Raw genomic sequence first — 25343 nt, forward strand, 5'->3', positions numbered from 1 at the left:
GGAGAACTATATGACTCAACTTTCCGATTATCACAGAGACCGTGTTCAGGCAGTGCTCAGTGCCTCGCCACTGGTGCCGGTTATTGCCATCAATGAACCGGAAGATGCCATTCCCTTGTGTCGTGCGTTGGTGGATGGCGGTATCAAGGTGCTGGAAATTACCCTGAGAACCGAACATGGGGTGCGGGCCATTGAACAGGTTCGAAAAGCCATTCCCGAGGCATGGGTTGGTGCGGGTACAGTAACCAGTATCGCCCAGTACCGGCAGGTGGAGGCTGCGGGTGCCCAGTTCGTGATTACGCCGGGTGTTACCGAGGCGATTCTGGAGTTTGCGCTAACCTCTGAGGCACCATTATTGCCAGGTGTAGCCACGGTCTCCGAGCTGATGTTGGGGTACTCGTTGGGTTACCGTGAATTCAAGTTCTTTCCGGCTGAAGTGTCAGGCGGTATGCCGGCGCTGAAGGCATTTCGGGGCCCTTTCCCGGACGTGACCTTCTGCCCGACTGGCGGGATTAACCAGGATACCGCGCGGGACTACCTGGCGCTGCCCAATGTGGCGGCCGTGGGTGGTTCCTGGTTGACGCCAGCGGAGGCGATCCAGCGCCGGGAGTGGGAGGTGATCACCGAGGTGGCGCGGGCCAGTCTTGATCGGCTCAGGTGACGTTGTTTGCCCACAGGCATGAAAAAGCCCACTTCCAGGAGTGGGCTTTTTGCTATCAGGCTGATTTGCTCAGGCCAAACGTTAGCGAATGTCGGCTCCAACACGGACAATCTTCATGGTGTTGGTGCCGCCCTGGGCGTTGACGTAATCACCCTTGGTAATCACCACCAGGTCGTCTTCCTTCACCACGCCCCTGCGTTTGAGTTCGGCAACGGCATTGGCGTTGGTTTGCTCATTGGCAATCTTGGCGGAATCAAAAGGCACGGTTTGCACCCCGCGGAAAAGGGCAACACGGTGTTGCGTGGAGTGGTGCCGTGAGAAAGCAAATATCGGCAGGCTGGACTTGATGCGGGACATCAGTCTGGGAGTGGCGCCGGTTTCGGTCATGCAGATGATGGCGCGAACGCCCTCCAGATGGTTGGCGGCATACATGGCCGAAAGGGCGATGGCCTCATCAACCCGCTCCATGCTCTCGTGGATACGGTGCTTGGACTGATGCATGGAAGGGTGGCGTTCTGCCCCAAGGCAGATGCGCACCATCGCTTCAACGGCCTCCGTGGGGTAGTCGCCCACGGCCGTTTCCGCCGACAGCATCACTGCGTCGGTGTAGTCCATCACGGCGTTTGCCACATCCGACACTTCTGCCCGGGTTGGCATGGGGTTGGTGATCATCGATTCCATCATCTGGGTGGCGGTGATCACCGCTCGGTTCAATACCCGCGCCCGGGAGATGATGTGTTTCTGAACACCAACCAGTTCGGCATCGCCGATTTCCACCGCCAGATCACCTCGGGCAACCATGACAGCGTCGGACGCCAGAATAACGGCATCCAGTGCCGCTTCGTCATGGGCCAGTTCGGCCCGCTCGATCTTGGCGACCAGCCCGGCATCCGAACCGGCGTCTTGTAGCAGTTTCCGGGCGATGTGCATATCATCGGCCGTTCGAACGAAAGACACCGCTACATAGTCCGCGCCCAGGCGGGCTGCAGTGACGATGTCCTGTTTGTCCTTGTCGGTGAGGGCTTCGGCAGACAGGCCGCCTCCCCGTTTGTTCAGGCCCTTGTTGTTAGAAAGCGGGCCGCCAATCAGAACCCGGGATGTGATGCTGTGGCCATCCACGCTCTGGACTTCCATTTCGATGCGACCATCATCCAGGACCAGAATGTCCCCCGGTTCTACATCCTCGATCAGTTGCTCGTAATCGATGCCGACCCGCTCATTGGTGCCGGCCTCTTTGTCCATGGCGGCGTCTAGAACGAAGGTCTGGCCGGCCACCAGAATAACTTTGTTCTCAGCAAATCTTGCTATTCGCAGTTTCGGGCCCTGCAAGTCGGCCAGCAAGGCAACGAAGCGCCCCTGGGCTGCAGCTGTTTCTCTTACCCGTCGGGCCCGGGCGATATGCTCATCAGCACTGCCATGAGAAAAGTTAAGCCGGGTGGCGTCTACCCCGGCTGCAATAATGGCGGCCAAGGCTTCCGGGGTATCGGTAGCGGGGCCGAGTGTGGCGACAATTTTGGTGCGCCTGAGCATGATGTGGATCCTTTATTGGGTGTTACTGAGCGGCTTTCATAAGCTCGATGGCGTTGTCGAGCATGCGGTTTGAAAAGCCCCATTCATTGTCATACCAGGCCATGACTTTTACATGACGGCCGATGACCCGGGTATGATTTGCGTCAAACACGCTGGACAGGGCGTTGTGATTGAAGTCGATACTGACCAGCTTTTCGGTATTGTAGCCGAGTATCGGGCTGTTCTGCGCGGCGGCGCGGACGGCTTCGTTGATCTCGGCTACGCTGGTGTTGCGGTTGGCAATAAATCCGAAATCCACCAGCGACACATTGATGGTAGGAACCCGAACGGCCAGGCCGTCGAGTTTTCCGTCCAGGTCCGGGATAACCTTGCCGATGGCAGCGGCAGCACCGGTCTTGGTGGGGATCATTGATTGGGTGGCAGACCGGGCCCGGTACAGGTCAGAGTGGTAAACATCACTCAGTTTCTGGTCGTTGGTGTAGGAGTGGATGGTGGTCATCAGGCCACTCTCGATACCCACGGTGTTGTGCAAGGCAGCCACCACCGGTGCCAGGCAGTTGGTGGTGCAGGAGGCGTTGGAAATGATCTGGTGCCTGGCAGTCAGTTCCTGGTGATTGACGCCATAGACAACGGTGGCATCTGCGTCTGCGGATGGGGCGGAGATAATCACCTTCCGGGCGCCGGCGTTGAGGTGTGCGGCGGCTTTGTCCCGGTTGGTAAACAGCCCGGTACACTCGAACACCACATCCACGTGGTAGTCTTTCCAGGGCAGGTCTTCCGGGTTGCGGATGGCGGTAATGGCGATACGGTCGCCGTTGACGGTCAGCGATTCTGCGTCGTGACTGACCACACCGGCAAATCGGCCATGTACACTGTCGTATTTGAATAGGTGAGCGTTGGTTTCGGCGTCGCCAAGATCGTTGATGGCGACTACCTGTAGTTGATTTCGGTAGTTATTTTCGTAAACGGCCCTCAGGATGTTGCGGCCAATACGCCCAAATCCGTTGATGGCGATGCGGATAGTCATGACCAGACTCCTTGTTGTCGGTTTTTTGTTCAGTCTTCAGGATTGATGTAGTAAATATAACAACAAAAATTTCATAAATGAATGTCGATTGGCTGTAATGATGAAAAAAAGTAAGTAAACTTACGTCATATAGCAAAACATAAGTGAAATCACGGAGTCTGCCATGCACCCCATCATTACCAAGGTCACGAACAGGATCATCGAACGCAGCCGGCCTACCCGGCAGGACTATCTGGCTCGAATGACCACGTTGAAGGAGCAATCTCCGCATCGCAGCACCTTGTCCTGCGGCAATCTGGCTCACGGCTTTGCGGCTTGTGGTCAGCAGGACAAAGACACCTTGAAGTTTATGAACAAGGCGAATGTGGCGATCGTTTCGGCCTATAACGATATGCTTTCTGCCCACCAGCCCTATCAGACATTCCCGGACGTTATCCGTGAGGCGGCTCGCGGTATGGGCTCGGTGGCCCAGTTCGCCGGCGGCACGCCCGCCATGTGCGACGGCGTTACCCAGGGCCAGCCGGGCATGGAGCTGAGCCTGTTTTCCCGCGACACCATTGCCATGAGCACGGCGGTGGCGCTGAGCCACAATATGTTCGATGCCACGCTGTTACTGGGGATCTGTGACAAGATCGTGCCGGGGCTGTTGATTGGCTCCCTGAGCTTCGGTCACCTGCCCACCATTCTGGTTCCCGCCGGCCCAATGCCGTCCGGGCTTCCGAATAAAGAGAAGCAGCGCATCCGCCAGCTGTATGCAGAGGGTAAAATTGGCCGGGATGAGCTTCTCGAAGCGGAAAGTAAGTCCTACCACAGCCCGGGTACCTGCACCTTCTATGGCACGGCCAACAGTAATCAGTTACTGGTGGAGGTGATGGGGCTGCATCTGCCGGGTTCGGCATTCGTCAACCCGGGCACGCCGCTGAGGGACTCGCTGACCCGTGCCGCCGCCGAACAGGTGATCAAGCTGTCCAGGCCCCACGGCGGAGATCTGGGGCTGGCCGACATGGTGGATGAGAAAGCCATCGTCAACGCGCTGGTGGCCTTGCTGGTGACCGGTGGCTCCACCAATCACACCATTCACTGGATTGCGATCGCCCGCGCCGCCGGCATTATCATTGACTGGAACGACTACTCGGAGCTGTCGTCGGTGGTGCCGTCCATGACCCGTATTTATCCGAACGGGCAGGAAGATATCAACGCTTTCCATGAAGCCGGCGGCACGCCGTTCCTGATTCGGGAACTTCTCGAGGGCGGCTATCTGCATAACGATGTGCAGACCGTCGTGGGGCAGGGACTGGAGCGCTACACTCAGATGCCTGAGATGGAAGGTGAGCGCCTGGTGTGGAAGCCCGCCGTTGAGAAAAGCCTGGCTCCGGATGTGCTGAGCAGCGCGGCTGAGCCTTTCGCCCCTGACGGTGGCCTGAAAGTGTTGGACGGCAACCTTGGCCGGGGGGTGATCAAAGTATCTGCGGTTGCCCCGGAGCATCATGTGATTGAGGCACCCGCCGTCGTGTTTAATGAGCAGAACGAACTGAAGGCTGCGTTTGAGGCCGGTGATCTGGATAAAGACTGTGTGGTTGTGGTTCGCTTCCAGGGTCCGAAAGCCAATGGCATGCCGGAATTGCACAAGCTGACGCCTTACCTCGGGGTGCTCCAGGATCGTGGCTTCAAAGTGGCCCTGGTGACCGACGGGCGGATGTCCGGGGCTTCCGGTAAAGTGCCGGCGGCGATTCATGTGTACCCTGAGGCTCTGGACGACGGCCCGCTGGCGCGGGTGCACAACGGTGATCTCATCCGCCTGGATGCCGTCAAAGGCACCTTGAGTATTGAACTCACTGATCAGGAGCTTGCCGCCCGTGAGCCTGAAAAAGCGGACATTAGCAGCTATCATCACGGGTTTGGCCGGGAGCTGTTCGGTTGGCTGCGTCGGTCGGCCAGCAATCCGGAACAGGGGGCGAGCTTTTTCTGGAATCACGAGTCATGACAGACAAGCTGTATTCACTGGTCGGTGATATTGGGGGTACCAACGCGCGCTTTGCTCTGGTGGCGCAGGGCGACGTGCGGCCCCGGGAAATCGAGGTGCTTGCCTGCCGTGACTACGAAAACCTGGACTGTGCCGTGGTGGATTACCTTCAGCGCGTCGGGGTCGAGGAAGTTGGTCAGGCGTGCCTGGCGGTTGCATCCCCGGTCCGTGGTACTCAGGTTCGAATGACCAACAACCACTGGCGCTTCGATACCGAAGAGATTCGCCGGCAGTTTTCCTGGTCGGCGTTCAAGGTCATCAACGACTTTACCGCCATGGCCCTGGGCGTGCCCCATGTGCCGGAAGCCAATCTCGTACACGTTTGTGGTGGCCCGGGAGACCCCAGCCGGCCCCGATTGGTGATGGGGCCGGGCACGGGTTTGGGCGTGTCGGGGCTGGTGCCCATCAACAATGGCTGGGTGCCCTTGATGACCGAAGGCGGACACGTGGACTACGCACCGACGGATGACCTGGAAATGGACGTGTTGCGGATTCTCCGGGCACGGTTCGGCCGGGTGTCGGTGGAGCGTATTCTGTGCGGTCAGGGTTTGCTGAATCTGTATCAGGCCCATGCGGAAATCCGGGGTGTACCCGCAGCTCTGGATTCCCCGGAGAGAATCACCGCGGCAGCCGTGGCCAACGAAGATGCTCTGGCCAGGGAAAGCCTTCGTCATTTCTGTGAAATTCTTGGCCGGGTGGCTGGCAATGGTGTGCTGACGCTGGGTAGTCTGGGCGGTGTTTACCTATGCGGGGGCATTCTCCCACGTATCCTCGAGTTCTTTCTGGAAAGCCCATTCCGGAACGGGTTCGAGGACAAGGGCAGAATGCGACCCCTTCTGGAATCCACGCCCGTTTACGTGGTTACGGAGCCTTATACCGGACTGCTTGGCGCCGCCGAGGCCCTGTCGAATCCGGAGGTTTAAAGGCCAGAAATGGCGTCGGGCAGGCAAACGGAGAGCCACAGTATGCCAGGCAATCTGGACCATCTTTCCTTTCCCGAACTGGTTGCCCGTGTGCGTGCCTGCACGCTATGTGCCGAGGTACTGCCGGAGGGGCCGCGCCCTGTGGTGCAATTAAGTGAATCGGCTCGCATCCTGGTGGTCGGCCAGGCCCCCGGGCGCAAGGTTCACCAAACGGGCCTGCCTTTCAATGATCCCAGTGGTGATCGGCTCCGGGGCTGGATGGGCATCGACCGGGACACCTTCTATAACGAGAAGGAGCTGGCCATTCTTCCGATGGGGTTCTGCTACCCGGGCACCGGCAAATCCGGTGACCTGCCTCCGCGCCCGGAGTGCGCGGATACCTGGCGGGAGGCCCTTCTGGCTCGTCTTCCCAACATCGAATTGACCCTGTTGATCGGTCAGTACGCCCAGGCCTGGCATCTGCCCGACGGCAGCAAAAAGGTGACCGCTAATGTGGAACAGTGGCGTCATTACTGGCCTCAGCAGCTACCCATGCCGCACCCCAGTCCCCGCAACAATCTTTGGCTGCGCCGTAACCCCTGGTTTGAAAAGGACGTGATTCCGGCGCTTCAGGGACGTGTCAGAAGGTTGCTTGCGACTGCCTGAGCTCAGGGGACCGGGTTTCCCTGCACCGCTTCGAGCAAGGCATACCAGAGCCCCCGGGGCAGATCAGCCTGGGCGCCCCGCGAAGCGGCTTGAAGCCGATCTGAACGGAGCGAGCCAATCACCGGAATCGGTGCGCCGGGCAGTTGCCGAATCCATGCGATGGCCAGCCCCGTCTCACAGAGACCGGTTTCCCATTGAGCGTTGGTAAGCAGTTGCTCTGGAATGCGTTCCGGCAACTTGCCGCCGGCCAGCGGTGACCAGGCAAGCCAGCGTAGCCTGTCAGACAGCATGGCTTCCAGGCCACCATCGAAGAGTGGTTGCGGGTGGCCAAGAGACAGTTCGGACTGGTTGCAGACCAGCGGGAGATGGGTGTTCTGTTGTAACCATCGCCATTGCTCCGGCAAAAAGTTGGACACACCGATATGCCCGACCTTGCCGGACTCGACGGCTTGCTCAAGCACCCTGGCCAGGGCCGGCGCTTCCAGCAACGGGTCGGGCCGATGGATCAGGAAGGTGTGTAGCTGGTCTACCTGCAATCGTTGAAGCGACGCGTCAATGGCGGCGCTGATATAACCTGCCTCCGCCCGGTAGTGCTTGCTCCGCCAGGGGCTTGTGTCCTGATGTTTCAGCACGATACCGGCCTTGCTGATGAGTTTTACCTTGTGCTTCAGGTGGGGAGTTGCCCGCAGGGCCCGGCCAAACAGGCGTTCGCATTCACCGTCACCGTAGATATCGGCATGGTCAAACACCTCAAGGCCATCGTCCAGGCACTGTGTAATCCAGTCGGCCAGAGCCCCAGGGGAGTGCAGCTCCCGATGTTCCAGAAGGCGCATCAATCCGACAACCAGAGGCGTTTGTTTGAGATATTCGGGCCCGGCTGTTTGCATCAATTCCCGCTCCCGAACGCGATGACCACCGTGTCATCCCCATGCTGTCGTGAGAACACATAAGGTTGCTGGCTGATCAGCTTATGCTCCCCGGCACCGATGGCGGGGTGGCGTTGGCGGAACTGACCCAGGGTGCGCCAGTGGTTCAGGATGTCGGAAACCTCACCAGCCTCTATGGCCTGCCAGTTCATGGCAGAGCGGGTGCCCTGATGAGGGTCAGAGCCGGTGGGGCCAAAGGCACGGCCGGACTCGTCACCGTAGAACAGCTGGACTGCCCCTGGCGTGAACAACAGGGCAGCGGCCGCGCGTTTTTTCAGCGTATTGTCATCACCGGCAATCTGGGCGAACAGTTTGGTGTCGTGGGACGAAATGTAACTCAGCACGTTGAACGGGTCATCGCCGTGCAGCTTATCGGCGTATTCGCGGTAGACTGGCTCCATGGCCTGCAGGCATCGGGCGCCTGCTTTGGCCTCTGCCTGCAGATCGAAGTTGATGACAGCATCAAAGCCTGCGTCAAAGTAGCCGGTCTTGCGAACCGAGTGCGGAAACACTTCGGCGACCATCCAGAATTCTTCGGAGGGCAGGGCAGTGTCCGGGTGTCTCTCGCGGTAATCGTCCAGGGCCTCCTGCGCCCGCGCTTTCAGTTCACGCCAGGCGTCGGGTTCTACATGCTTGGCCGTGTCTACGCGAAAACCGTCAACACCGAACTCCCTTACCCAATCCGTGAGCCAGGTAATCAGATACTCGCGAACAGTAGCGTTGTCCAGGTGTTCCGCCCGGCTGCTCTCTTTATTGCGCAGGAAGACGGGCAGCTCCACGGGGTTGGTCGATTCGGTCTTGAAGTCCGGCAGAAAGGCGAGGGACCCACGTACCGGGTCGACGGATGCGCTGGGTGGCGTGTCGTAATCGGCGATACCGGCCCGCACCCAGTCTTTGCCCCACCAGTTACGCCAGTCCGCGTGATCGTAATCGATGAAGGCGTGATAGGCATGATGGTTTTCCCAGGACTCCGGGCGCCAGTCACCCCAGTGCTCCGGCAGGTGCTTTTCAAAACCCGAGTGCAGGGCGCCAAAGTTAAAGGTCTGCATATCCTGAAGCGAGCTGTAGCCGGGGTGGTTCATCACCACATCCATGACCACCCGGATACCCCGTTGATGGGCCTGTTGCACCAGCGTCCGGAATTCCTCCCGGGTGCCAAAATTCGCATCTGGTACCGTGAAGTCCAGGGCGTAGTAGCCATGGTAGCCGTAGTGCCGAAAGTCGCCCCGATCACCGCCGCCAACCCATCCGTGCATCTGCTCGAAGGGTGGGGTAATCCACAAGGCGTTGACGCCCAGATCAGCCAGGTAATCCAGTTTCTGGGTCAGGCCGGCGAAATCGCCACCATGGAAGGTGCCAATCTCGTCTTTTCCGTCTTTCTGCCGGCCATAGTTGATGTCGTTATCGGCGCGGCCGTTGGCAAACCTGTCGGTCACCGCGAAGTAGACGGTGGCGCCAGCCCAGGTAAAGGCGTGTACCGTCTCGTCTACCGGCTCCAGCAATAGAAGACCCTCGGCGTTATCGTCTGGAGTCATCCTGACCTGGCCATCGCGAACGCGGGCGGTGTTGCCGGTGTAAAAATCCTTCACCAGAGAGCCCTCGGCAAAGGCCCCGCCGACCGGAATTACCAACTCAGTCCGGGAAGCCTCGCAGAAAACGTTGCTATCATTGAGCGCCGGAGGGCCGGGAATGGCCTGAGCCGGCCCGTCGACAGTGGTGGCACAACCAGCAAGCCCAAGAAAGGCAGACAGCAGAAGCGGGCGTTTGAGCGGCGAAGTAATGTGAACCATGGCAATGACTCCAGGTCGGATTGTCGTTGTTGTTGGGCACATCAAACCAGAGTCCTGGGGTAACGGGTAGAAGGAATTTTCTACTCCCTACTACTCCCCCGTTCTACGCCTCGGGGAATGATATAAGGGGTGATGCTTATTCCCCGGATTTGCAACACAGTTTGAACACTCGCAAAAGAAGGTTTTGCGGCAAGCCCGGCCAGGCGACCTCTTGGCAGGCCGGACAAGAACAAAAAGGCAGGAACACACAGAGGAAAGACCTGATGAATCGTCGAACTTTTATTCGCAGCACGCTCGCCGCTTCGGTAATGGCCGCCACCCTGGGCGCCGGATCACCCGCATTCGCGGGTATTGAAGAAGGCAAACTGCTGATCTGGATTAACGGTGACAAAGGCTACAACGGCCTGCAGGAGGTGGGCGACTGGTTCACCGAAGAGACCGGCATTCCGGTGGAGGTGGCTCATCCGGACAGCGCCACCGACAAGTTCCAGCAATCGGCCGCGACCGGAAACGGCCCGGACATTTTCATCTGGGCCCACGACCGTTTCGGCGAATGGGCGCAGAGCGGCATTATTTCTGAAATCCAGCCCTCCCAGAATGTCATTGATGCCAACTACGACTTTACCTGGGAAGCCGTCACCGTCGACGGCAAGATGTACGGCTACCCGATGGCCGTTGAGTCCATCGGCCTGATCTACAACCGGGATTTGCTGCCGGAGCCGCCCGCCTCGTTTGAAGACATCCCCGCGATTCACAAGAAACTGGCAGAGGATGGCAAGCGAGCCATCCTGTGGGATTACAACAACACCTACTTCACCTGGCCGATGCTGGCCGCCGCTGGCGGTTATATCTTTGGCGAGAATGGCGACGGTAGCGTTAATGTGAAGGATACCGGCGTGAACAACGACGGTGCCATGAAAGGTGCCAAGGCCCTGGCGATGCTGATCGAGGAGGGCGTCATGCCCCGTGGGGCAGATTACAGTGCCATGGAATCCTCGTTTAACAAAGGCGAGACGGCGATGATGATCAATGGCCCCTGGGCCTGGGCCAACCTCCGCAAGAGCGGTATCAATTTTGGGGTGGCTACCATTCCGGCGATTGACGGCAAACCTGGCAAGCCCATGGTTGGTGTAATGGCCGCCACTCTGAATTCTGCAAGCCCCAATAAGGACCTGGCCGTTGAGTTCCTTGAGAACTACGCGCTGTCGGTGAAAGGCCTGAAGATGGTGAACGACGATGTTCCCCTGGGTGCTGTGGCCAACAGGGAATTCATGGAGGAACTGTCCTCCGATGACAACATCAAGGCTACCTTCGAGAACGCCCGCTTGGGTGAGCCCATGCCTAACGTACCGGCCATGGGTGCGTTCTGGTCTTCCATGGGGCCGGCACTTCAGAACATTACCTCTGGACGCCAGTCCGTGGAAGACGCCCTCAACTCCGCGGCCCAGCGCATTACCCGCTGATCGCCTGTGATTGTGCCGTGGCAGGGTAACGCCTGCCCGGCCTGTCATGCCGGACCCTGAGTGATGAAGCCGTTGCCCCGAGGCGACGGCAACCTACAGGCTGACTACAATGATAACGGAAACCCTGTCTCCCTCCGCGACTGATAGCAGACACTCCATGACACGAGTATTCCTGAAGTGGGGCACGCTGGCGGCATTGCTGATAGCGGCGCTCTACCTGATCCTGGCGTTGTACGCCCAGCGCGAATTTGTGTTCGCCATGTTGTTTCTGGTGCTGACCGCCTCTGCCGTGGCAGTGTTTGTCAGCCGGAAACTCTATGCGCATCGTTACATATTTCCGGCGGTCGCCGGTATGGGCGTCTTTGTGATCTTCCCGCTGATGTACACAGTGGGCATCGGTTTCACCAATTACAGCGCCAGCAATCTTCTGAGCTTTGACCAGGTGAAAGAAAACCTGCTTGGCCGGACCTATCAATCCGAGTCGGTTCGCTATGACTACCAGCTGTTTCAGACGGATCAAGGCTATGTCCTGTACCTGGACGGCGTCCATCAGGACCTGGTGTCGCCCCCCATTGAACTGGGAACGGAAGAGTCCCGTTTTCCGGTATTGCCATCGGCGGACCTCCCGGAGGGCGAGCCTCTGGCCATCCGCGACATCATCCAGCTGCGGAGCGACCTGTCGAAGCTGAAGCTGGTCACCGAAGATGGCCGGGAGCTGAGCCTGGCGAGTCTGCGCTCCTTCGCGGCGATACACAGCCGGTTTACGCTGCACGATAACGAAACCCTGACCAATAACGAAACCGGCGTGACCTACTTTCCGGACCACGAGACGGGGTTCTACCGTGACGCCGATGGCAATGCCATTTCTCCGGGCTGGACAGTCAATATTGGCTGGGACAATTATCTGAAAGTGGTGAGCGACCCCAGTATTCGCGGGCCCTTTTTGCAGATTTTTGTCTGGACGCTGTCGTTCGCCCTGGCGACGGTGGTGTTTACCCTGGCGCTTGGGCTGGTACTAGCCAATCTGCTGCAGTGGGACCAGATTCGAGGCAAGGGTTTTTACCGCACGATGCTGATATTGCCTTATGCGGTGCCCGCCTTCATCTCGATTCTGGTATTCAAAGGTCTGTTCAACCAGAACTTCGGGGAGATCAACCTGGTTCTGGAAGGTTTATTCGGTGTTCGCCCGGACTGGTTCAGTGATCCGGCCCTGGCCCGTTCGATGATTCTTATCGTCAACACCTGGCTGGGTTATCCCTACATGATGCTGTTGTGCATGGGGCTGTTGCAGGCCATCCCCCGGGATCTCTACGAGGCCTCGGCAATGGATGGAGCCGGGCCCATCAGCAATCTGTTCAACATCACTCTGCCACTGATTATCAAACCGCTAACGCCGTTGCTGATTGCCAGTTTTGCGTTCAACTTCAACAACTTTGTTCTGATTGCCCTGTTGACCGGTGGCGCACCGGATATTATCGGAGCCAGCACGCCCGCTGGCACAACCGATTTGCTGGTGAGTTACACCTATCGCATTGCATTCCAGGATTCCGGGCAGAATTTCGGGCTGGCGGCTGCCATCGCCACAGCGATCTTCCTGGTGGTTGGCGCGCTGTCGCTGATCAACCTGAAACTGTCCAAGGTCAAGGTATAAGGAGCTTCCCATGGCGATGGTTCAACCGCGCTCCACTAAATACCGTGTGCTGGCATCCCATCTGGGCATGCTGGCATTTATCGCGGTGATTCTGTTCCCGCTGCTGATGGTGATCTCCATCTCCTTCCGCAGCGGTAACTTTGCCTCCGGTAGCCTGTTGCCGGAGAATCCCTCGCTGGAACACTGGTATCTGGCGCTGGGTATTCCCTACACAGACGACGCCGGCATTACTACCCAACCGCCGTTTCCTGTGCTGCTCTGGCTCTGGAATTCAATCAAGGTGGCGGTGGTTTCGTCCATTCTGATTCTGGCATTGTCTACCACCAGTGCCTATGCCTTCGCCCGCATGCGGTTTGCGGGCAAAGGCGCAGTACTCAAATCCATGCTGATCTTTCAGATGTTCCCGCCGGTGCTGTCCCTGGTGGCGCTGTATGCGTTGTTCGACCAGATCGGCAATCATGTCAGCTGGCTGGGTTTGAATACCCATGGTGCCGTCATCGTGGCCTCTCTGGGCGGCATGGCGCTGCACATCTGGACGATTAAAGGCTACTTCGATTCCATCGACCGGTCGCTGGAGGAAGCCGCCATCGTTGACGGTGCCACCACCTGGCAGGCATTCCGCTACATCCTGTTGCCGTTGTCGGTGCCGATTCTGGTGGTGGTGTTCATCCTGGCGTTCATCATGACCATCATGGAATACCCGATGGCCTCGGTGCTGCTGGTGGATACCAACAAGCTGACCCTGGCGGTGGGTGCTCAGCAGTACCTGTACGAGCAGAACTACCTGTGGGGCGACTTTGCCGCGGCGGCGGTGTTGTCTGGTCTGCCGATCACCGTGATTTTTCTGTATTGCCAGAAGTGGATTGTCGGCGGGCTGACCGCCGGTGGTGTCAAAGGCTAGCTTTGTTGTTGCTCTCAGGGCCCGCGAGGGCCCGCTCTCCCAGGCCGTAGCGGAAGATCCCGCACGGCTTCCTTACGCGACCTGCGTCTTCCCGCGTTATCTTTCGCGACCCGGTCAGAGTTATCCCCCCTGCTGACCGGGCTTTTTTTTGTGGACTTAACAGGATGGTGCGCAGCCCCTTGATTCCGGTTGCCTATCGCCTGATGTAGCGCGCCCATGTGGGAGGCCCTTTCCAAAACCGTGCGGAGCCAGGGATGGCGGAGCCGAGCGTACAGGGATGTATTCACAGCGTGTTTTGGAAAGGGCCTCCCACATGGGCGTGCGGCCGGCTGTCACCAGTGAGGTCAAGGTAGGGGGCACAAAAAAGCCGGTAACGAATACCGGCCAAGGAGAGTGTACTGCAGATCAAATCAGAAGCGGGCAGGGCCCTAGAAGTCGATGCACGGTTCCCGATAGAGGCGGGGGCAGGCGGCGCCGTCTTCCCGGAACAGATGGCACTTGTTGGCATTCAGCCCCAGTGTCATGGGTGCGCCTTCCTGAACGGGGTTACCGCCATCGGTGCGCATGGTCAGCACGCCCTCCACGTTGTTAACGTCGAGGTGCACCAGGGTCTGATAACCCAGACGCTCGACAACGTGAACCTCACCTTGCAGGTACATGTCGGCCTCCTGGTCTTCGGTCAGGTGTTCCGGACGTATACCCAGAGTGACGTTTTCGCCCTCAAGCAGGTTATGACCATTCACCGGCAATTCCAGCTGATGGTCACCCGGCAGGGTCACGGTGACCGACTGGTTACTGGCAGAAGCCACCTGGCAGTCGATGAAGTTCATCTTCGGTGAGCCGATAAAGCCCGCCACAAAGCGGGTGGCCGGATAGTGGTAGAGTTCCATGGGCTTGCCCACCTGGGCAATGCAGCCGTTATCCAAAGCCACGATTTTGTCGGCCATGGTCATGGCTTCCACCTGATCGTGGGTGACATAAATCATGGTGGCGCCCAGGCGTTTGTGCAGACGTGATATTTCGATCCGCATCTGAACGCGCAGCGAGGCATCCAGGTTGGACAGCGGCTCGTCAAACAGGAACACCGCCGGCTCCCGAACGATGGTACGGCCGATGGCGACCCGCTGGCGTTGGCCGCCAGACAGGTCTTTGGGCTTGCGCTCCAGGAGCTTGTCCAGTTGCAGCAGGGTGGCGGCGTCCTGAACCCTCCGGTTGATTTCGTCCTTGTGGGTTTTCGCGAGCTTCAGGCCGAAGGCCATGTTCTCCGCCACATCCATGTGGGGGTAGAGGGCGTAAGACTGGAAGACCATGCCCACTTCCCGTTCTTTGGGGGGCAGGTCATTCACCCGGCCATTTCCGATGTACAAGTCGCCGGTGGTTATGTCCTCCAGCCCGGCAATCATTCGCAGCAGTGTCGACTTGCCGCAGCCGGAGGGGCCGACGAACACCACAAACTCGCCGTCATCGATGTCCAGGTTCACGTTCTTGGTTACCTGGGCGTCGTCATAGCTTTTACAGATATTTCTCAGGGTTACACTGGCCATAGCGTTTATCTTCTTGTTCGATGGTCACCCGTCAGAGCCTGGCGATTTCAATACCCCAGGGCCCCAGTTTCAGTTGTTTGCCGTGCCATTGACCGCCGATGAAATCGGGGGTTCCGGTCATGGGAGAGCCTTGCGCCGGCAGCGTCACGGTATTTCCGGTCTCGCTCAGGTTCAGAACAATGACCAGGCGTTCCTCGCCGAGACTCCTGACGAACACCAGTGTGTCCTTCGGGCTCTTGAGGAATTCGATGTCTCCTTCCAGCAGGACAGCCTGCTCCCGACGCCAGCCCAGAAAACTCCGGTAGGCGGTGAGCACGGAATTATCTTCGGCATGCTGCAGGGCAACGGCGGCGTTGTAATGATCATCATACACGGGCAGCCAGGGGCTGGTGCTGGAAAAGCCGCCGTGGGTTTCTTCGTGGTGCCAGACCATGGGAGTCCTGCAGCCGTCCCGGCCCTTGTACTCTGGCCAGAAGTTGATGCCGTAAGGGTCCACGAGGTCTTCGTACTGGAGCTCCGCTTCGGTCAGGCCAAGCTCTTCACCCTGGTAGATGCACACGCTGCCCCGCAGTGTCAGCAACATGGCCATGTAGGCTTTAAGTTGTTGTTCCGAGCGGGCCTGCCAGCGCGTGGCCACCCGTGCCACATCGTGGTTGCCAATAGCCCAGCACGGCCAGCCGTCGGTCAGTTTCTGTTCAATGGTGTCCACGGTCTTGCGGAAAAAGTCGGCACCATGTTGCTCGGTCAGCAGGTCAAACGAGTAGGCCATGTGCAGCTTGTCACCGCCACTGGTGTAGTCCGCCATGGTCTGCAACGAATCATCATCGCCGATCTCGCCCACGGTCGTGGTGCCCGGGTACTGATCCAGCAGCACGCGTAGCCGTTTCAGGAACGTCAGGTTCTCCGGCTGGGTTTTGTCATGCTTGTGATGCTGGTAGGCGTAGGGGTTTTCCTTGCGAACACCGATGGAGCCTTCCTGCAATGCCTTGCTTGGCGGGTTGTCTCGCAGCTTGCGGTCATGGAAGCAGAAGTTGATGGCGTCCAGGCGGAACCCGTCAACTCCCCGGTCCAGCCAGAATTTCACATCGGACAGCACCTGTTCCTGAACCTCCGGGTTGTGGAAGTTCAGGTCTGGCTGACTGGCCAGGAAGTTGTGCAGGTAGTACTGCTTGCGGCGACTGTCCCAGGCCCAGGAGGAACCGCCGAACACGGACAGCCAGTTGTTGGGCGGAGAGCCGTCTGGCTTGGGATCGGCCCACACATACCAGTCGGCTTTTGGATTGTCCCGGGACTGGCGACTTTCCACAAACCAGGGGTGTTGGTCGGAAGAGTGGCTCAGCACCTGGTCGATCATGATCTTCAGGCCCCGCTTGTGGGCTTCGGCGATCAGTTCATCGAAATCTTTCAGGGTTCCGAATATCGGGTCGACATTGCGGTAGTCAGAGACGTCGTATCCAAAGTCTTTCATCGGAGAGGTGAAAAACGGGGACAGCCAGATGGCATCCACATTCAGGCTGGCGATGTAGTCCAGCTTGGCGGTTACCCCGGGCAGGTCGCCCACTCCGTCGCCGTTGGAGTCATAGAAACTGCGTGGATACACTTGATAGATAACGGCGCCACGCCACCAGTCCGGATTTCTGCTCATCTTGCCTCACTTACACCCTGGTGGTGAAAAGTTCTTGTTGTGCGATGGAGGCGAATCCCCACCGATCAATACACCTGCCATGGTGCGATGTTGCCTTGGGTGGTTCATCCTCCTGCCCGTGTTTTTGTCGGCGTAGCCGGGGGGAGGAGGGGGGCGTAGCGGGGCGTATGGGGTAGTAGTGGGCGTGAAGGGCGGAGGAGCCGAGACCGGCTCACTCCCCCTGGATTTTGCTCAGCAGGTCCTTGGCCAGTTCAATCGCTTCCGAGCGGTGGCTGATGTTCTGCTTCTGGTACAGGCTGCGGATGTGGGTTTTCACCGTGGTGGAAGCCACTTTAAGATGCTCGGCGATCTGGTCGTTGGACAGACCGGCATGAATCAGGCTCAGTATCTGCCACTCTCGTCGGGTTAGGGGCGAGGTGCGAATCAGTTCCGGCACATCCGGCCGGTCGATGATGTCCTGGATGATGGCTTCGTCCAGGGAAATCCGGATCGCTCGGCTGAAATCCCGCTGCTGTTGAGCAAGCTGAATCAGGCGCTCGGCCCGCTGTTGTTCCATGCCCTCAATCAGGCCGTCGTTGATCAGCGCTTTGAGAATGACGATCAGCACCTTGCCCAGGCGCAGAAAACTTCCCACTGCGCCGGTGGTGCTGGCAAGTTCCAGGGCCAGGCGCATGTGTTCCAGAGCCTTTTCGCGATTTTCGATCTGCCAGAACAGATAGGCCAGCGCGATATGGTTGCGGTTAAGGTCGGTTTTCAGGCCGATCTGGCCGGCAACGCTGGTCAGTGCCTCCAGGATTGGCCGGGCGTCCTGATATTGGCCCAGACTCATCAGGGCACGGGCCCGGTTTCGACCGTTGCACTGATAGAAATGGTTGGTTGCCGCCTCCGGTTTACACGGTGGTGCAATGGTCAGCCAACGCTGAATGGCATCCTGGTCTCGCACGGCGTCCCAGTACGTCAGCATGGTGGCATGGGCGTTGGCAACCCAATCCAGATGGTAGTCGCCAGCGGCGAGCATTTTCTGGACCTTGGCGATGTAATCTGCACACAGGCTCTGGCGGCCGCGGGCCTGTGCAACCTTGGCCAGAGTGGTGTAGCTCTGGACATACCAACGTTCGCCCTGGGCTTCCAGAATCTCTATGCCCTGGAGTGCGCAACGTTCCGCGCTCTCCAGGTGATGCCATTCCCACATCACCTGACTGCGGATCCGGAACAGGAACTCGAGAATGGGCAGGTGGTTCAGCTGGTTCTCTTCGGCATATTGAAATGCCCGCTCCTGAATGTTGTAGGCCTTTTGTAAAAGCCCCATTGCCACGCTGATCTCGCTTTGCTGGCACAGGGCCCAGATCACATTCTGGTGCGCCTGATGGGCCCGGGCCATATGTTCGGTTTCCTGCATCCGGGTCAAGGCCTCCTGCAGCTCGCCCCGGACAAACAGGGCTTCACCCAGAACCGAAGCAGCTGCAACCCGTGAGGTGGGCAGGTAGGCGGCTTCTTGCGCTACCGCTTCCCGTGCCAATGCCAGGGCGCGGTCGCTGTCGCCATAGTTCATAGCCACCTGGGCTCTGATGGCACTGAATTCGCCATGGACTGTCCGCTGGGACTCCTCGCTCATGACCGCTTTCAGTTGGGTCTCAGCGGCGGATAGCCAGTTTTCTACCTCGTCGAACTTGTATTGTCCCTGGGCTACCCAGGCCCGAAGCAACGTCAGTGTTGGATCTTCTGCAATGATTTTCTGGGGCAGGGCGTCCAGGCATCGTTGCAGTAGCGTGAACTGGCCTTCGGTAAAGAACTTTCGGCCATGCTGATTCAGAACCCGGGTAATGCGCTCCGGGTCTTCTGCGGCGACTGCATGCCGGGCGGCCTCCTCTGCGTGGTCCAGCTCCAGCCACGCATCGGTGGCGCGCTGGTGCAAGGCTCTCTGATTTTCCTGTGTGGTACTGGCAAGCAGGTGCCGCAGGTAGACGGAGAACAGCTGGTGATAACGAAACCAGAGCGCGCTGTTATCAACGGGCGTGATGAACAACCCCATGGCCAGGAGGCTGCCGAGCAGTGCCTGGCCATCGGAATCGTTCATCACCCGCATGACCATGCCCGCGTTGAAACGGTCAAGGATGCTGGTGCGCAGGAGGAAGGAGCGTTGTTGTTCACTCAGGTCCTGCCCGACCAGTTCGTCAAAGTAGTCAAAAATGTGCTGGTTACCCTGGTCAAGCTGGTCGACAAAATGACTGAACTCGATGCTGGTGCGGGCGGAGGCAGACAACAGTTGCAGCGCCGAAACCCAGCCTTCTACCCGTCGAACCGCCCGCTCGATGTTTTCCCGGGAAACCTCAAATGGCAGCCGTTGCTCGAAGTAGCTTTGCGCCTCATCGGCATCAAAGGCGAGATCCCTGCTGGTAATTTCAATCATTTGCCCCTTCATCCTGAGCTGGGCAACACCCAGGGGCGGAAGTGTTCTGGATATGACAACAAGAGTGAGGTAGGGCGGCAGATGTCGCAGCAGGAACCGGAGCCCTTGATGAATCTCCGGGTTGGTGATGACCTGGTAGTCATCAAGCACCAGGTAACTGGGATCTTCAGAAGGTGGCAGTCCGGCAAGGAGTTCTGTGAGAAATGATTCGAGACCGTGACCCTGCTGGCCCCCTGTTGGATCAAACGCAGGCATATCCGGCGTATCGACAATCTGATCAAGGGCATGGGCCAGGTACCCGGCAAACCGGACGGGGTCGTTGTCGGTATTTTCCAGGCGGTACCATGCGGCCTTTGCCTCCAGTTCGTCCAGGCGTTCGGCCAGGGTGGTGGTTTTGCCATAGCCTGCCGGGGCATGAACCAGCAACAGGGAGACCGGCTCCTGGGTTTGCAGCAGGTCGTTAAATTTTTCCCGGGCTAACAAGCCGGCCGGCGGCAAAGGGGCGCTGGTTTTAGCGGCAATAAAGGTCAGGTTTGATGGCGCCGGTGTGGTTGGCATGAACGGTTTCTCAGACATCTTATTATTGTCCTCTGGCCGAGCCAGGGTTAAACGTATTAGTCAATCACTGTGATCAGGAAGAACACTCTAGCATTTCCAGGCTGAATTGGGACTGCAGGTAGTCTTTTAGCTTCTGGAGTTCCGCCTGGTTGATGTAGAGCCCCTGTTTCGTTCTTCGCCAAAGGACGTCTTCCGGAGTAACAGCCCATTCCCGCGTCACCAGGTAATCGACCTCCCGTTGGCTGAGAGTGTCGGTAAACCAGTGCCCGAGGTCATCCCTGGATTTGCAGCCGGCCAGGATCTGATGGCTGTCGGTACCGTAACAGCGCACGAATCTGCGGATACTGTCGGTGTTCAGCCACGGGTAGTTAATCTCAAGCTCCGCCGCCAGTTGTTGCTGGTTACCAAAGTCTCCGCCCGGCAGAATGGCTTGCCTGGTCCAGGATTTTCCGGCGCCTGGGAAGTACTCGCATACTTTGTCGGTCACCGCCTCGGCCAGCTTCCGGAAGGTGGTGATCTTGCCGCCGAAAACGGAGATCAGCGGTGGCTGGCCGTCCACTTCGTCCACCTCAAAGGAGTAGTCCCTGGAGGCTGTCTGGGCGGTTCCCTGTTCATCATCCATCAGTGGCCGGACACCGGAGTAGCTCCACACCACATCTTCCGGCCCAAGCTGTCGACGGAAGTACTGGTTGACGATGGTCAGCAGGTAATCGGTTTCTTCCGGTGATATCCGGGCCTCGGACGGGTTGCCTTCGTAATCCACATCGGTGGTGCCAATGAGGGAGAAGTGTTCTTCATAAGGGATGACGAAGACGATTCGCTCGTCCTGATTCTGCAGGATGTAGGCCTCGGTGTCGGCGTTCAGGCGGGGCACCACAATGTGGCTGCCTTTGACCATTCGTATCTGTTTCGGGGCCTGCATGCCGAAGCTATCGCCGAACAGCTGGCTGACCCAGGGGCCGGTGGCGTTGACGATCACCTTGGCGTGAACGGTGTGTTGGCGATCTCTTCGGGTATCTTCCAGAACCGCTTTCCAGCGCGGGCCCTGGCGGCTCGCTTGAATGCAGCGAGTTTGTGTCAGTATGGTGGCGCCTTTCTGCTGCGCCTTGCGGGCGGAAAGCACCACCAGTCGGGCATCGTCCACCCAGCCGTCTGAGTACTCGAAACCTTTGGTAATGTCGGGTTTCAGGGGAGAGTTCTGGTCAAAGCTGATGGCCCTTGAACCAGGCAGCATTTCCCGCTTTGCCAGGTGGTCGTAAAGAAACAGCCCGGTACGAATCATCCAGGCCGGGCGCAGGTGGGGCTGGTGAGGCAGGCGAAAGCGCATGGGCCACATGATGTGTGGCGCATTGCGTAACAGCGCCTCTCGCTCGGCCAGGGCCTCCCGGACCAACCGGAATTCATAATGCTCCAGGTACCGAAGCCCGCCGTGGATCAGCTTGCTGCTGCTTGATGAGGTGGCGGATGCCAGATCGTTCATCTCGCACAGTATGACGTTCAGGCCACGCCCGGCAGCGTCCATGGCAATACCGGTACCGTTAACACCGCCGCCGATAACCAGCAGATCGCACTGGTCAGGAACGCCTGACGGTTCGTTTGCTTCCATTCGTTGACTGCTTTGCCCTGTTAACACGCCTGCTTGCCCCTGATCATCCTTTGAGTGAATGCTGATTATCAGAGAATGAACGCAGGGGGTAAAGCGACGGCGTCACTGAATGGCCGCCCCGTGGGCAGGATGCCCCGGGGCCGGCCGGGTCAGAGTGAAACCGGCTTGCCGGCTTCACGGCGGCGAGCTTCCCACTCTTCCCTGGTCTGGGCGGCCTCGTCGCCGGGCATGGAATCGATGATGTCGAAGTAGTCCGAGCTGAACTGGTCCGCCATGATCTTCTCACGGGGCTTTACCTTCACCACATAGACGGTCTGCACGTTCTGGTGGTCAAATGCCCGCCAGTACTGCTCATCTTTCAGGAAGCTATAGCGATGCCCCTCAAGTTCCCGGATGACCGCTCGGGTATTGGTGCTGCCGGCGCGTTCGACGGCGGCTTTGTACTGGTAAACAATGCTGTAGGCCGACGCGGCAGACGAGGAGGGGCGCATTTCGTAGCGGCTGGAGAAGGCTTCAACAAAATCCTTGCCGCGCTGATAGTTGTTTTCATAGGGCAGGTTCCATACCCATGGGGCGGCGCCCACCACCCCTTCCATGATGGTTGGTCCGACCTGGCGTGCCATTCCCAGGGTGAGGTTTGGCACCACAACCTGCATTCGTTTGGTCAGGCCCATCTCATAGGCGGCGTTAAGGGCTCTGACCATGTCGTCGCCAAACAGCACCAGCATCAGTACTTCCGCGTTACTCTCGGCGGCTTGCTCCAGGGCCACCCGGAAGTCAGTAATCAGCGCCCGGGGGAAGGGCGTTTTCACGCCTTTATGCTGTTCTGTGTCTTCGGTGTTGGAAAACTTGCGCACAGACTCTTCCACTGACCAGCCCCAGGTGTAGTCAGCAGTGATGTAGAAGTAGTTCTGGTCTGCGTGGTGGCGATTGAGGTATTGGCTCAAGGCCTTGGCGGTCATCCAGGCGTTGTAGGGTTCCCGGAACATATGGCTGTGGCCTTCACTGCCGGTGGTGGCATTGGAATAGGTGAGGGTGCCGAAATAGAGTCGATTGCGATCCCTGGCTGCCTTGCCTGATGAAATGGCAACGGCACTGGATACTCCGCCAAAGACCATCTGTGCACCCTCACGGTCGATAAGCTCGGCAGTGTTCTGTGCGCCCTGGTCGGGTTCACCGCGGGAATTGCGGATAACCAGTTCCAGGGGCTGCCCCATCACGCCGCCGGCTCGATTGATCTCATCAACCGCGAGGAAAGCCCCCAGTCGTTGCTGAAGCCCCTGGTCTTTGTACCGGCCAGTCTGAGGGTAGTTGAGTCCTATTTTGAGTGTTTCTGCATACACTACCGAGCTGCCCAGCAGCAGTAGACATGCCGTGAGCAGGAAGTTTCTGAAACTCATTGTGGTTGGCCTCCAACGGTTTGGACCCCGAATGCGGGTTATTTTTGTTGTTCGGATCAAGCAGGATTAGTGTCTGCCCTCGTTGGTAGCTCAACAATGGGACTTAAGTGGAATTTGGCGTAACAATTTGTAGGGTCTTGATATGCATCAGGTTGTGCGAAAATGGTGCGTGATTTTGCGTCATGTCCTGTGTGTGCACCAACCTGGTGCGCAGGAATCTGTGTGTTCCAGGGTGAGTAGTGTGAATTGGCTCACGTTTGGGTTGTTGGGTGCTGGCAGGCCCGATCTTTGCTGAGGTCTCAGGGTTCCGAGGGGGCGAATAACTCTGTTCTGCTCCGATGTCCGGTCTGGAGAATCCTGAAATGACTCTGAAAAGCTACAACATGAACCTGTCTGCCGGTGAGCGTTCCTGGTTGCCTGTCTTTGGGCGTAACGGAAAGTTGGCCATGCGCTGGTCCAGTTTCCTGAACCGAAACATGTACGAGACCAATGAACAGATATTCGAGAACCTGGCCAGAACCAGACGTGATGCCCTGATTGGGTGGGCTGAACACAAGTGGTCGTTTCTGGAATCCGTTGCTGGCCGCCTGTATGGCAAGAACCCCGAAGCCCTGGGGGAGACCATTGCCCAGACCTCCACCCGGCTAAGGGAGATATCCGAGCTGTTTGTGGTGGCAGAGGATGGCCAGGTTGTTGCGTCCAGCGTGCCTGTCCGCAACGGCAAGCGTGACCTGGCTCCGGAGGCTGTCCGGAGGGGAACGGGTGAGCGTTTCCTGCATGGTCCCTACCGGGACCCGGTAACGGCGTCGTTGGGCAAGACTACCAGTCGGTTTCACGATGCGGTGACTCTGATGTTCTATCAGCCTATCGAGTTGGCCGGGGGCCAGCGGGCAGCTGTGTGTGCGCGAATTCCCAATGATGTGATGAGCGATCTGATTCAGCGTGAGGCCGGACACGTTTTTGAGGAGTCCGGCGACAACTACCTGTTCATGATCGACAGTCGTTTTGACAAGTCCATCTCGCCGGGAACGGCGCTGTCCCGATCCCGCTTCGAAGATGCCACCTTCAGCCACGGCGATAACCTTAAAGACGGCATAGAAACCGGCTTCGGTGTGGTGCGTATTTGGGAGCACACTGAATTCGAGATACGGTTTACCGATCCGGCAACCGGCCGCTTGCACCCCGGTGTCAGGGAGACCATTGCCAATGGTGAGAACCTGTACGTGCTGTACCCGGGCTATTCCGACTATCGACACATCCCGGTGATTGGCAAGGGCATCACCTTTCAGATGCCTGGTTCGCTTGATACCTGGGGCATGATGTGTGAAGGCGATCTGGAAGAGGTGTACCGACGGCGCTCCATCAGCTGGCGGTTATCCAGTCGTTTGGGCTTGCTGGCCGCGGCGCTGTGGCTGGTGAATCTTGCATCGTCCATGTTGGAGGTGTCGGTATGGCTCGAAAGCGGGATCAATGCCCTGGCCATTTTCGCCATGGTGATGATCTTCAGATCCACTTCTGTCAAACCGGTGTCGGAGCAGTTGTCCGCCATGGGGGATATCATCCGTGACATTGCCGAGGGCGGAGGTAACTTGCGGCAAAGGATTGACCTGAGCCGGACGCGCCGGGATGAGAGCGGAGACCTGGCCCGCTGGACCAACAGCTTTATTGACAGCCTGGATGGCATGGTGGGTCAGGTGTTGACGCTGGCCGCAGACTCCCGGCAAGCCAGTGACCAGATGGTGACCCACAATCGCAGCGCCTATGAGCGGGTTCAGTCTGTGCTGGCTCACATCGACGATATGGTGCGCGGTGCCGGTGTTCAGGAAAAAGAAATCAATAACGCGTCAACGACCGCCGAGGAAATGCGGGAAGGCATGGATGCGGTGGTCAGCCGTGCCCAGGCGCAATTTGCCCGGGTCAGTGAGGAAGCAAGGAGCATCCGGACGGTGATCACTCGTTCAGCCGATGGAATTCGGGCTGCCAATGATCGGACTGAGGAAATCAGCAAAACTGCCCTGGTCATCAATGACATTGCAGCCCAGACCAACCTGCTTGCCCTGAACGCGGCGATTGAAGCCGCCCGGGCCGGGGAGTCAGGCCGCGGATTTGCCGTAGTCGCGGATGAAGTGCGCCAGCTCGCCAGCCGCACAGCAAAGGCAACGGAAGAGATTGGCCAGCGTCTGCAAGGCGTGCAAGACGAGACACAAAGGGCCGTGGCCGTTATGGAGGAGGGGATTTCGGAAATGGAGAACCGGCTGGCCAAAGCGGAAGCTGCCGCCGACGACAGCTCGGACTTGCATCATATGGTTGGCAAGCTGTTTCGGGCCATTGCCAGCATTGAGCAAACGAACCGCGAGCAAAGTCAGCAGACCCACGGCGTCTCGGAAAGTGCGGCGGCCATGCGTGGCGTAGTAGAACAGCTATCTGCGAGCTCAGAGCGAACGCAGGCCGCAGCGGCAAAGCTGCAGAGGCTGACGGGACAGTTTCAGGTCTCAGGCGAGGTTGCCTGACTGATAGTCAACACACGGCCCTGGTTTAAGGCTGTTTGAACGGCGTCCACAAAGGCGTTTTCACGCCTTTGTGCTGTTCTGCGCGCCCTGGTCCTTTTGGCGGCCGGTAGGTCAGTGATCTGTTTCTAAC

At 58.5% G+C, this 25343-nt stretch carries 17 protein-coding genes; 8 read left to right on the forward strand and 9 right to left on the reverse strand.

Annotation, left to right across the window (positions count from 1 at the left end):
* Positions 1–10: 10 nt before the first annotated feature.
* Positions 11–661 (forward strand): bifunctional 4-hydroxy-2-oxoglutarate aldolase/2-dehydro-3-deoxy-phosphogluconate aldolase, encoded by a 651-nt coding sequence (locus FIV08_RS07780; protein ID WP_058089496.1) that lies wholly within the window; start codon positions 11–13, stop codon positions 659–661.
* An 81-nt stretch (positions 662–742) separates the two neighbouring features.
* Here the strand turns inward: FIV08_RS07780 and pyk are convergent, their stop codons facing one another.
* Both pyk and gap read right to left on the reverse strand, forming a co-directional pair.
* On the reverse strand, positions 743–2191 hold the full coding sequence (gene pyk / locus FIV08_RS07785; RefSeq protein WP_058089497.1) for a pyruvate kinase: 1449 nt from the start codon (positions 2189–2191) through the stop codon (positions 743–745).
* A 22-nt stretch (positions 2192–2213) separates the two neighbouring features.
* On the reverse strand, positions 2214–3218 hold the full coding sequence (gene gap, locus FIV08_RS07790; RefSeq protein WP_152437916.1) for a type I glyceraldehyde-3-phosphate dehydrogenase: 1005 nt from the start codon (positions 3216–3218) through the stop codon (positions 2214–2216).
* Between the two features lie 163 nt (positions 3219–3381).
* Here gap and edd point away from each other — a divergent pair, with 163 nt between their 5' ends.
* The 3 genes from edd to FIV08_RS07805 are packed head-to-tail and all read left to right on the forward strand — an operon-like array spanning position 3382 to position 6809.
* Positions 3382–5202, forward strand: a complete 1821-nt coding sequence (edd, locus tag FIV08_RS07795) for a phosphogluconate dehydratase (protein WP_152437917.1) — start codon at positions 3382–3384, stop codon at positions 5200–5202.
* Entirely contained in the window at positions 5199–6164 is a 966-nt protein-coding gene (locus FIV08_RS07800; protein ID WP_152437918.1) for a glucokinase, read from the forward strand. The genes edd and FIV08_RS07800 overlap by 4 nt, the downstream gene beginning before the upstream one ends.
* A gap of 42 nt (positions 6165–6206) precedes the next feature.
* On the forward strand, positions 6207–6809 hold the full coding sequence (locus FIV08_RS07805; protein WP_058089501.1) for a uracil-DNA glycosylase family protein: 603 nt from the start codon (positions 6207–6209) through the stop codon (positions 6807–6809).
* A gap of 2 nt (positions 6810–6811) precedes the next feature.
* Here FIV08_RS07805 and FIV08_RS07810 read toward each other — a convergent pair whose 3' ends face one another.
* A complete protein-coding gene (locus FIV08_RS07810) occupies positions 6812–7696 on the reverse strand; it encodes an aldo/keto reductase (RefSeq protein WP_172972258.1) in 885 nt (294 codons plus the stop codon).
* On the reverse strand, positions 7696–9525 hold the full coding sequence (locus tag FIV08_RS07815) for an alpha-amylase (RefSeq protein WP_152437919.1): 1830 nt from the start codon (positions 9523–9525) through the stop codon (positions 7696–7698). The genes FIV08_RS07810 and FIV08_RS07815 overlap by 1 nt, the downstream gene beginning before the upstream one ends.
* Before the next feature lie 263 nt (positions 9526–9788).
* Between FIV08_RS07815 and malE the strand changes: the two genes are divergently transcribed.
* The 3 genes from malE (at position 9789) to malG (ending at position 13540) form a co-directional block, all read left to right on the forward strand.
* Positions 9789–10988, forward strand: a complete 1200-nt coding sequence (gene malE, locus FIV08_RS07820) for a maltose/maltodextrin ABC transporter substrate-binding protein MalE (RefSeq protein WP_061330977.1) — start codon at positions 9789–9791, stop codon at positions 10986–10988.
* 109 nt (positions 10989–11097) lie between these two features.
* Positions 11098–12639, forward strand: coding sequence for a maltose ABC transporter permease MalF (gene malF, locus FIV08_RS07825; protein WP_058089504.1), 1542 nt, complete (start codon positions 11098–11100; stop codon positions 12637–12639).
* A 10-nt stretch (positions 12640–12649) separates the two neighbouring features.
* Positions 12650–13540, forward strand: a complete 891-nt coding sequence (malG, locus tag FIV08_RS07830) for a maltose ABC transporter permease MalG (protein ID WP_058089505.1) — start codon at positions 12650–12652, stop codon at positions 13538–13540.
* A gap of 428 nt (positions 13541–13968) precedes the next feature.
* On the opposite strand, the gene malK is transcribed toward malG, so the two are convergent.
* The 5 genes from malK to FIV08_RS07855 all read right to left on the reverse strand — a co-directional run bounded on the left by malK (position 13969) and on the right by FIV08_RS07855 (position 22703).
* Complete coding sequence (malK, locus tag FIV08_RS07835; RefSeq protein ID WP_138436452.1) at positions 13969–15084, reverse strand: maltose/maltodextrin ABC transporter ATP-binding protein MalK; 1116 nt, start codon at positions 15082–15084, stop codon at positions 13969–13971.
* 31 nt (positions 15085–15115) lie between these two features.
* Positions 15116–16729 carry an alpha-glucosidase family protein gene (locus FIV08_RS07840; protein WP_152437920.1) on the reverse strand — a complete coding sequence of 538 codons (1614 nt, stop codon included), beginning with the start codon at positions 16727–16729 and terminating at the stop codon, positions 15116–15118.
* 211 nt (positions 16730–16940) lie between these two features.
* Entirely contained in the window at positions 16941–19715 is a 2775-nt protein-coding gene (gene malT, locus FIV08_RS07845; protein WP_416376908.1) for an HTH-type transcriptional regulator MalT, read from the reverse strand.
* A 55-nt stretch (positions 19716–19770) separates the two neighbouring features.
* Positions 19771–21303 carry a glycerol-3-phosphate dehydrogenase gene (glpD, locus tag FIV08_RS07850; protein WP_152437921.1) on the reverse strand — a complete coding sequence of 511 codons (1533 nt, stop codon included), beginning with the start codon at positions 21301–21303 and terminating at the stop codon, positions 19771–19773.
* A gap of 149 nt (positions 21304–21452) precedes the next feature.
* Positions 21453–22703 (reverse strand): ABC transporter substrate-binding protein, encoded by a 1251-nt coding sequence (locus tag FIV08_RS07855; RefSeq protein WP_152437922.1) that lies wholly within the window; start codon positions 22701–22703, stop codon positions 21453–21455.
* 362 nt (positions 22704–23065) lie between these two features.
* Here FIV08_RS07855 and FIV08_RS07860 point away from each other — a divergent pair, with 362 nt between their 5' ends.
* Positions 23066–25213 carry a methyl-accepting chemotaxis protein gene (locus tag FIV08_RS07860; protein WP_152437923.1) on the forward strand — a complete coding sequence of 716 codons (2148 nt, stop codon included), beginning with the start codon at positions 23066–23068 and terminating at the stop codon, positions 25211–25213.
* The last annotated feature ends 130 nt before the right edge of the window (positions 25214–25343 follow it).

Source organism: Marinobacter sp. THAF197a (assembly GCF_009363275.1).
GTDB lineage: Bacteria > Pseudomonadota > Gammaproteobacteria > Pseudomonadales > Oleiphilaceae > Marinobacter.

What these genes read in the sequence shown, in the direction of transcription:
- FIV08_RS07780 (WP_058089496.1), top strand. Translation starts at nt 11, where the DNA reads ATGACTCAACTTTCCGATTATCACAGAGACCGTGTTCAGGCAGTGCTC.
- pyk (WP_058089497.1), bottom strand. Translation starts at nt 2,191, where the DNA reads ATGCTCAGGCGCACCAAAATTGTCGCCACACTCGGCCCCGCTACCGAT.
- gap (WP_152437916.1), bottom strand. Translation starts at nt 3,218, where the DNA reads ATGACTATCCGCATCGCCATCAACGGATTTGGGCGTATTGGCCGCAAC.
- edd (WP_152437917.1), top strand. Translation starts at nt 3,382, where the DNA reads ATGCACCCCATCATTACCAAGGTCACGAACAGGATCATCGAACGCAGC.
- FIV08_RS07800 (WP_152437918.1), top strand. Translation starts at nt 5,199, where the DNA reads ATGACAGACAAGCTGTATTCACTGGTCGGTGATATTGGGGGTACCAAC.
- FIV08_RS07805 (WP_058089501.1), top strand. Translation starts at nt 6,207, where the DNA reads ATGCCAGGCAATCTGGACCATCTTTCCTTTCCCGAACTGGTTGCCCGT.
- FIV08_RS07810 (WP_172972258.1), bottom strand. Translation starts at nt 7,696, where the DNA reads ATGCAAACAGCCGGGCCCGAATATCTCAAACAAACGCCTCTGGTTGTC.
- FIV08_RS07815 (WP_152437919.1), bottom strand. Translation starts at nt 9,525, where the DNA reads ATGGTTCACATTACTTCGCCGCTCAAACGCCCGCTTCTGCTGTCTGCC.
- malE (WP_061330977.1), top strand. Translation starts at nt 9,789, where the DNA reads ATGAATCGTCGAACTTTTATTCGCAGCACGCTCGCCGCTTCGGTAATG.
- malF (WP_058089504.1), top strand. Translation starts at nt 11,098, where the DNA reads ATGATAACGGAAACCCTGTCTCCCTCCGCGACTGATAGCAGACACTCC.
- malG (WP_058089505.1), top strand. Translation starts at nt 12,650, where the DNA reads ATGGCGATGGTTCAACCGCGCTCCACTAAATACCGTGTGCTGGCATCC.
- malK (WP_138436452.1), bottom strand. Translation starts at nt 15,084, where the DNA reads ATGGCCAGTGTAACCCTGAGAAATATCTGTAAAAGCTATGACGACGCC.
- FIV08_RS07840 (WP_152437920.1), bottom strand. Translation starts at nt 16,729, where the DNA reads ATGAGCAGAAATCCGGACTGGTGGCGTGGCGCCGTTATCTATCAAGTG.
- malT (WP_416376908.1), bottom strand. Translation starts at nt 19,715, where the DNA reads ATGTCTGAGAAACCGTTCATGCCAACCACACCGGCGCCATCAAACCTG.
- glpD (WP_152437921.1), bottom strand. Translation starts at nt 21,303, where the DNA reads ATGGAAGCAAACGAACCGTCAGGCGTTCCTGACCAGTGCGATCTGCTG.
- FIV08_RS07855 (WP_152437922.1), bottom strand. Translation starts at nt 22,703, where the DNA reads ATGAGTTTCAGAAACTTCCTGCTCACGGCATGTCTACTGCTGCTGGGC.
- FIV08_RS07860 (WP_152437923.1), top strand. Translation starts at nt 23,066, where the DNA reads ATGACTCTGAAAAGCTACAACATGAACCTGTCTGCCGGTGAGCGTTCC.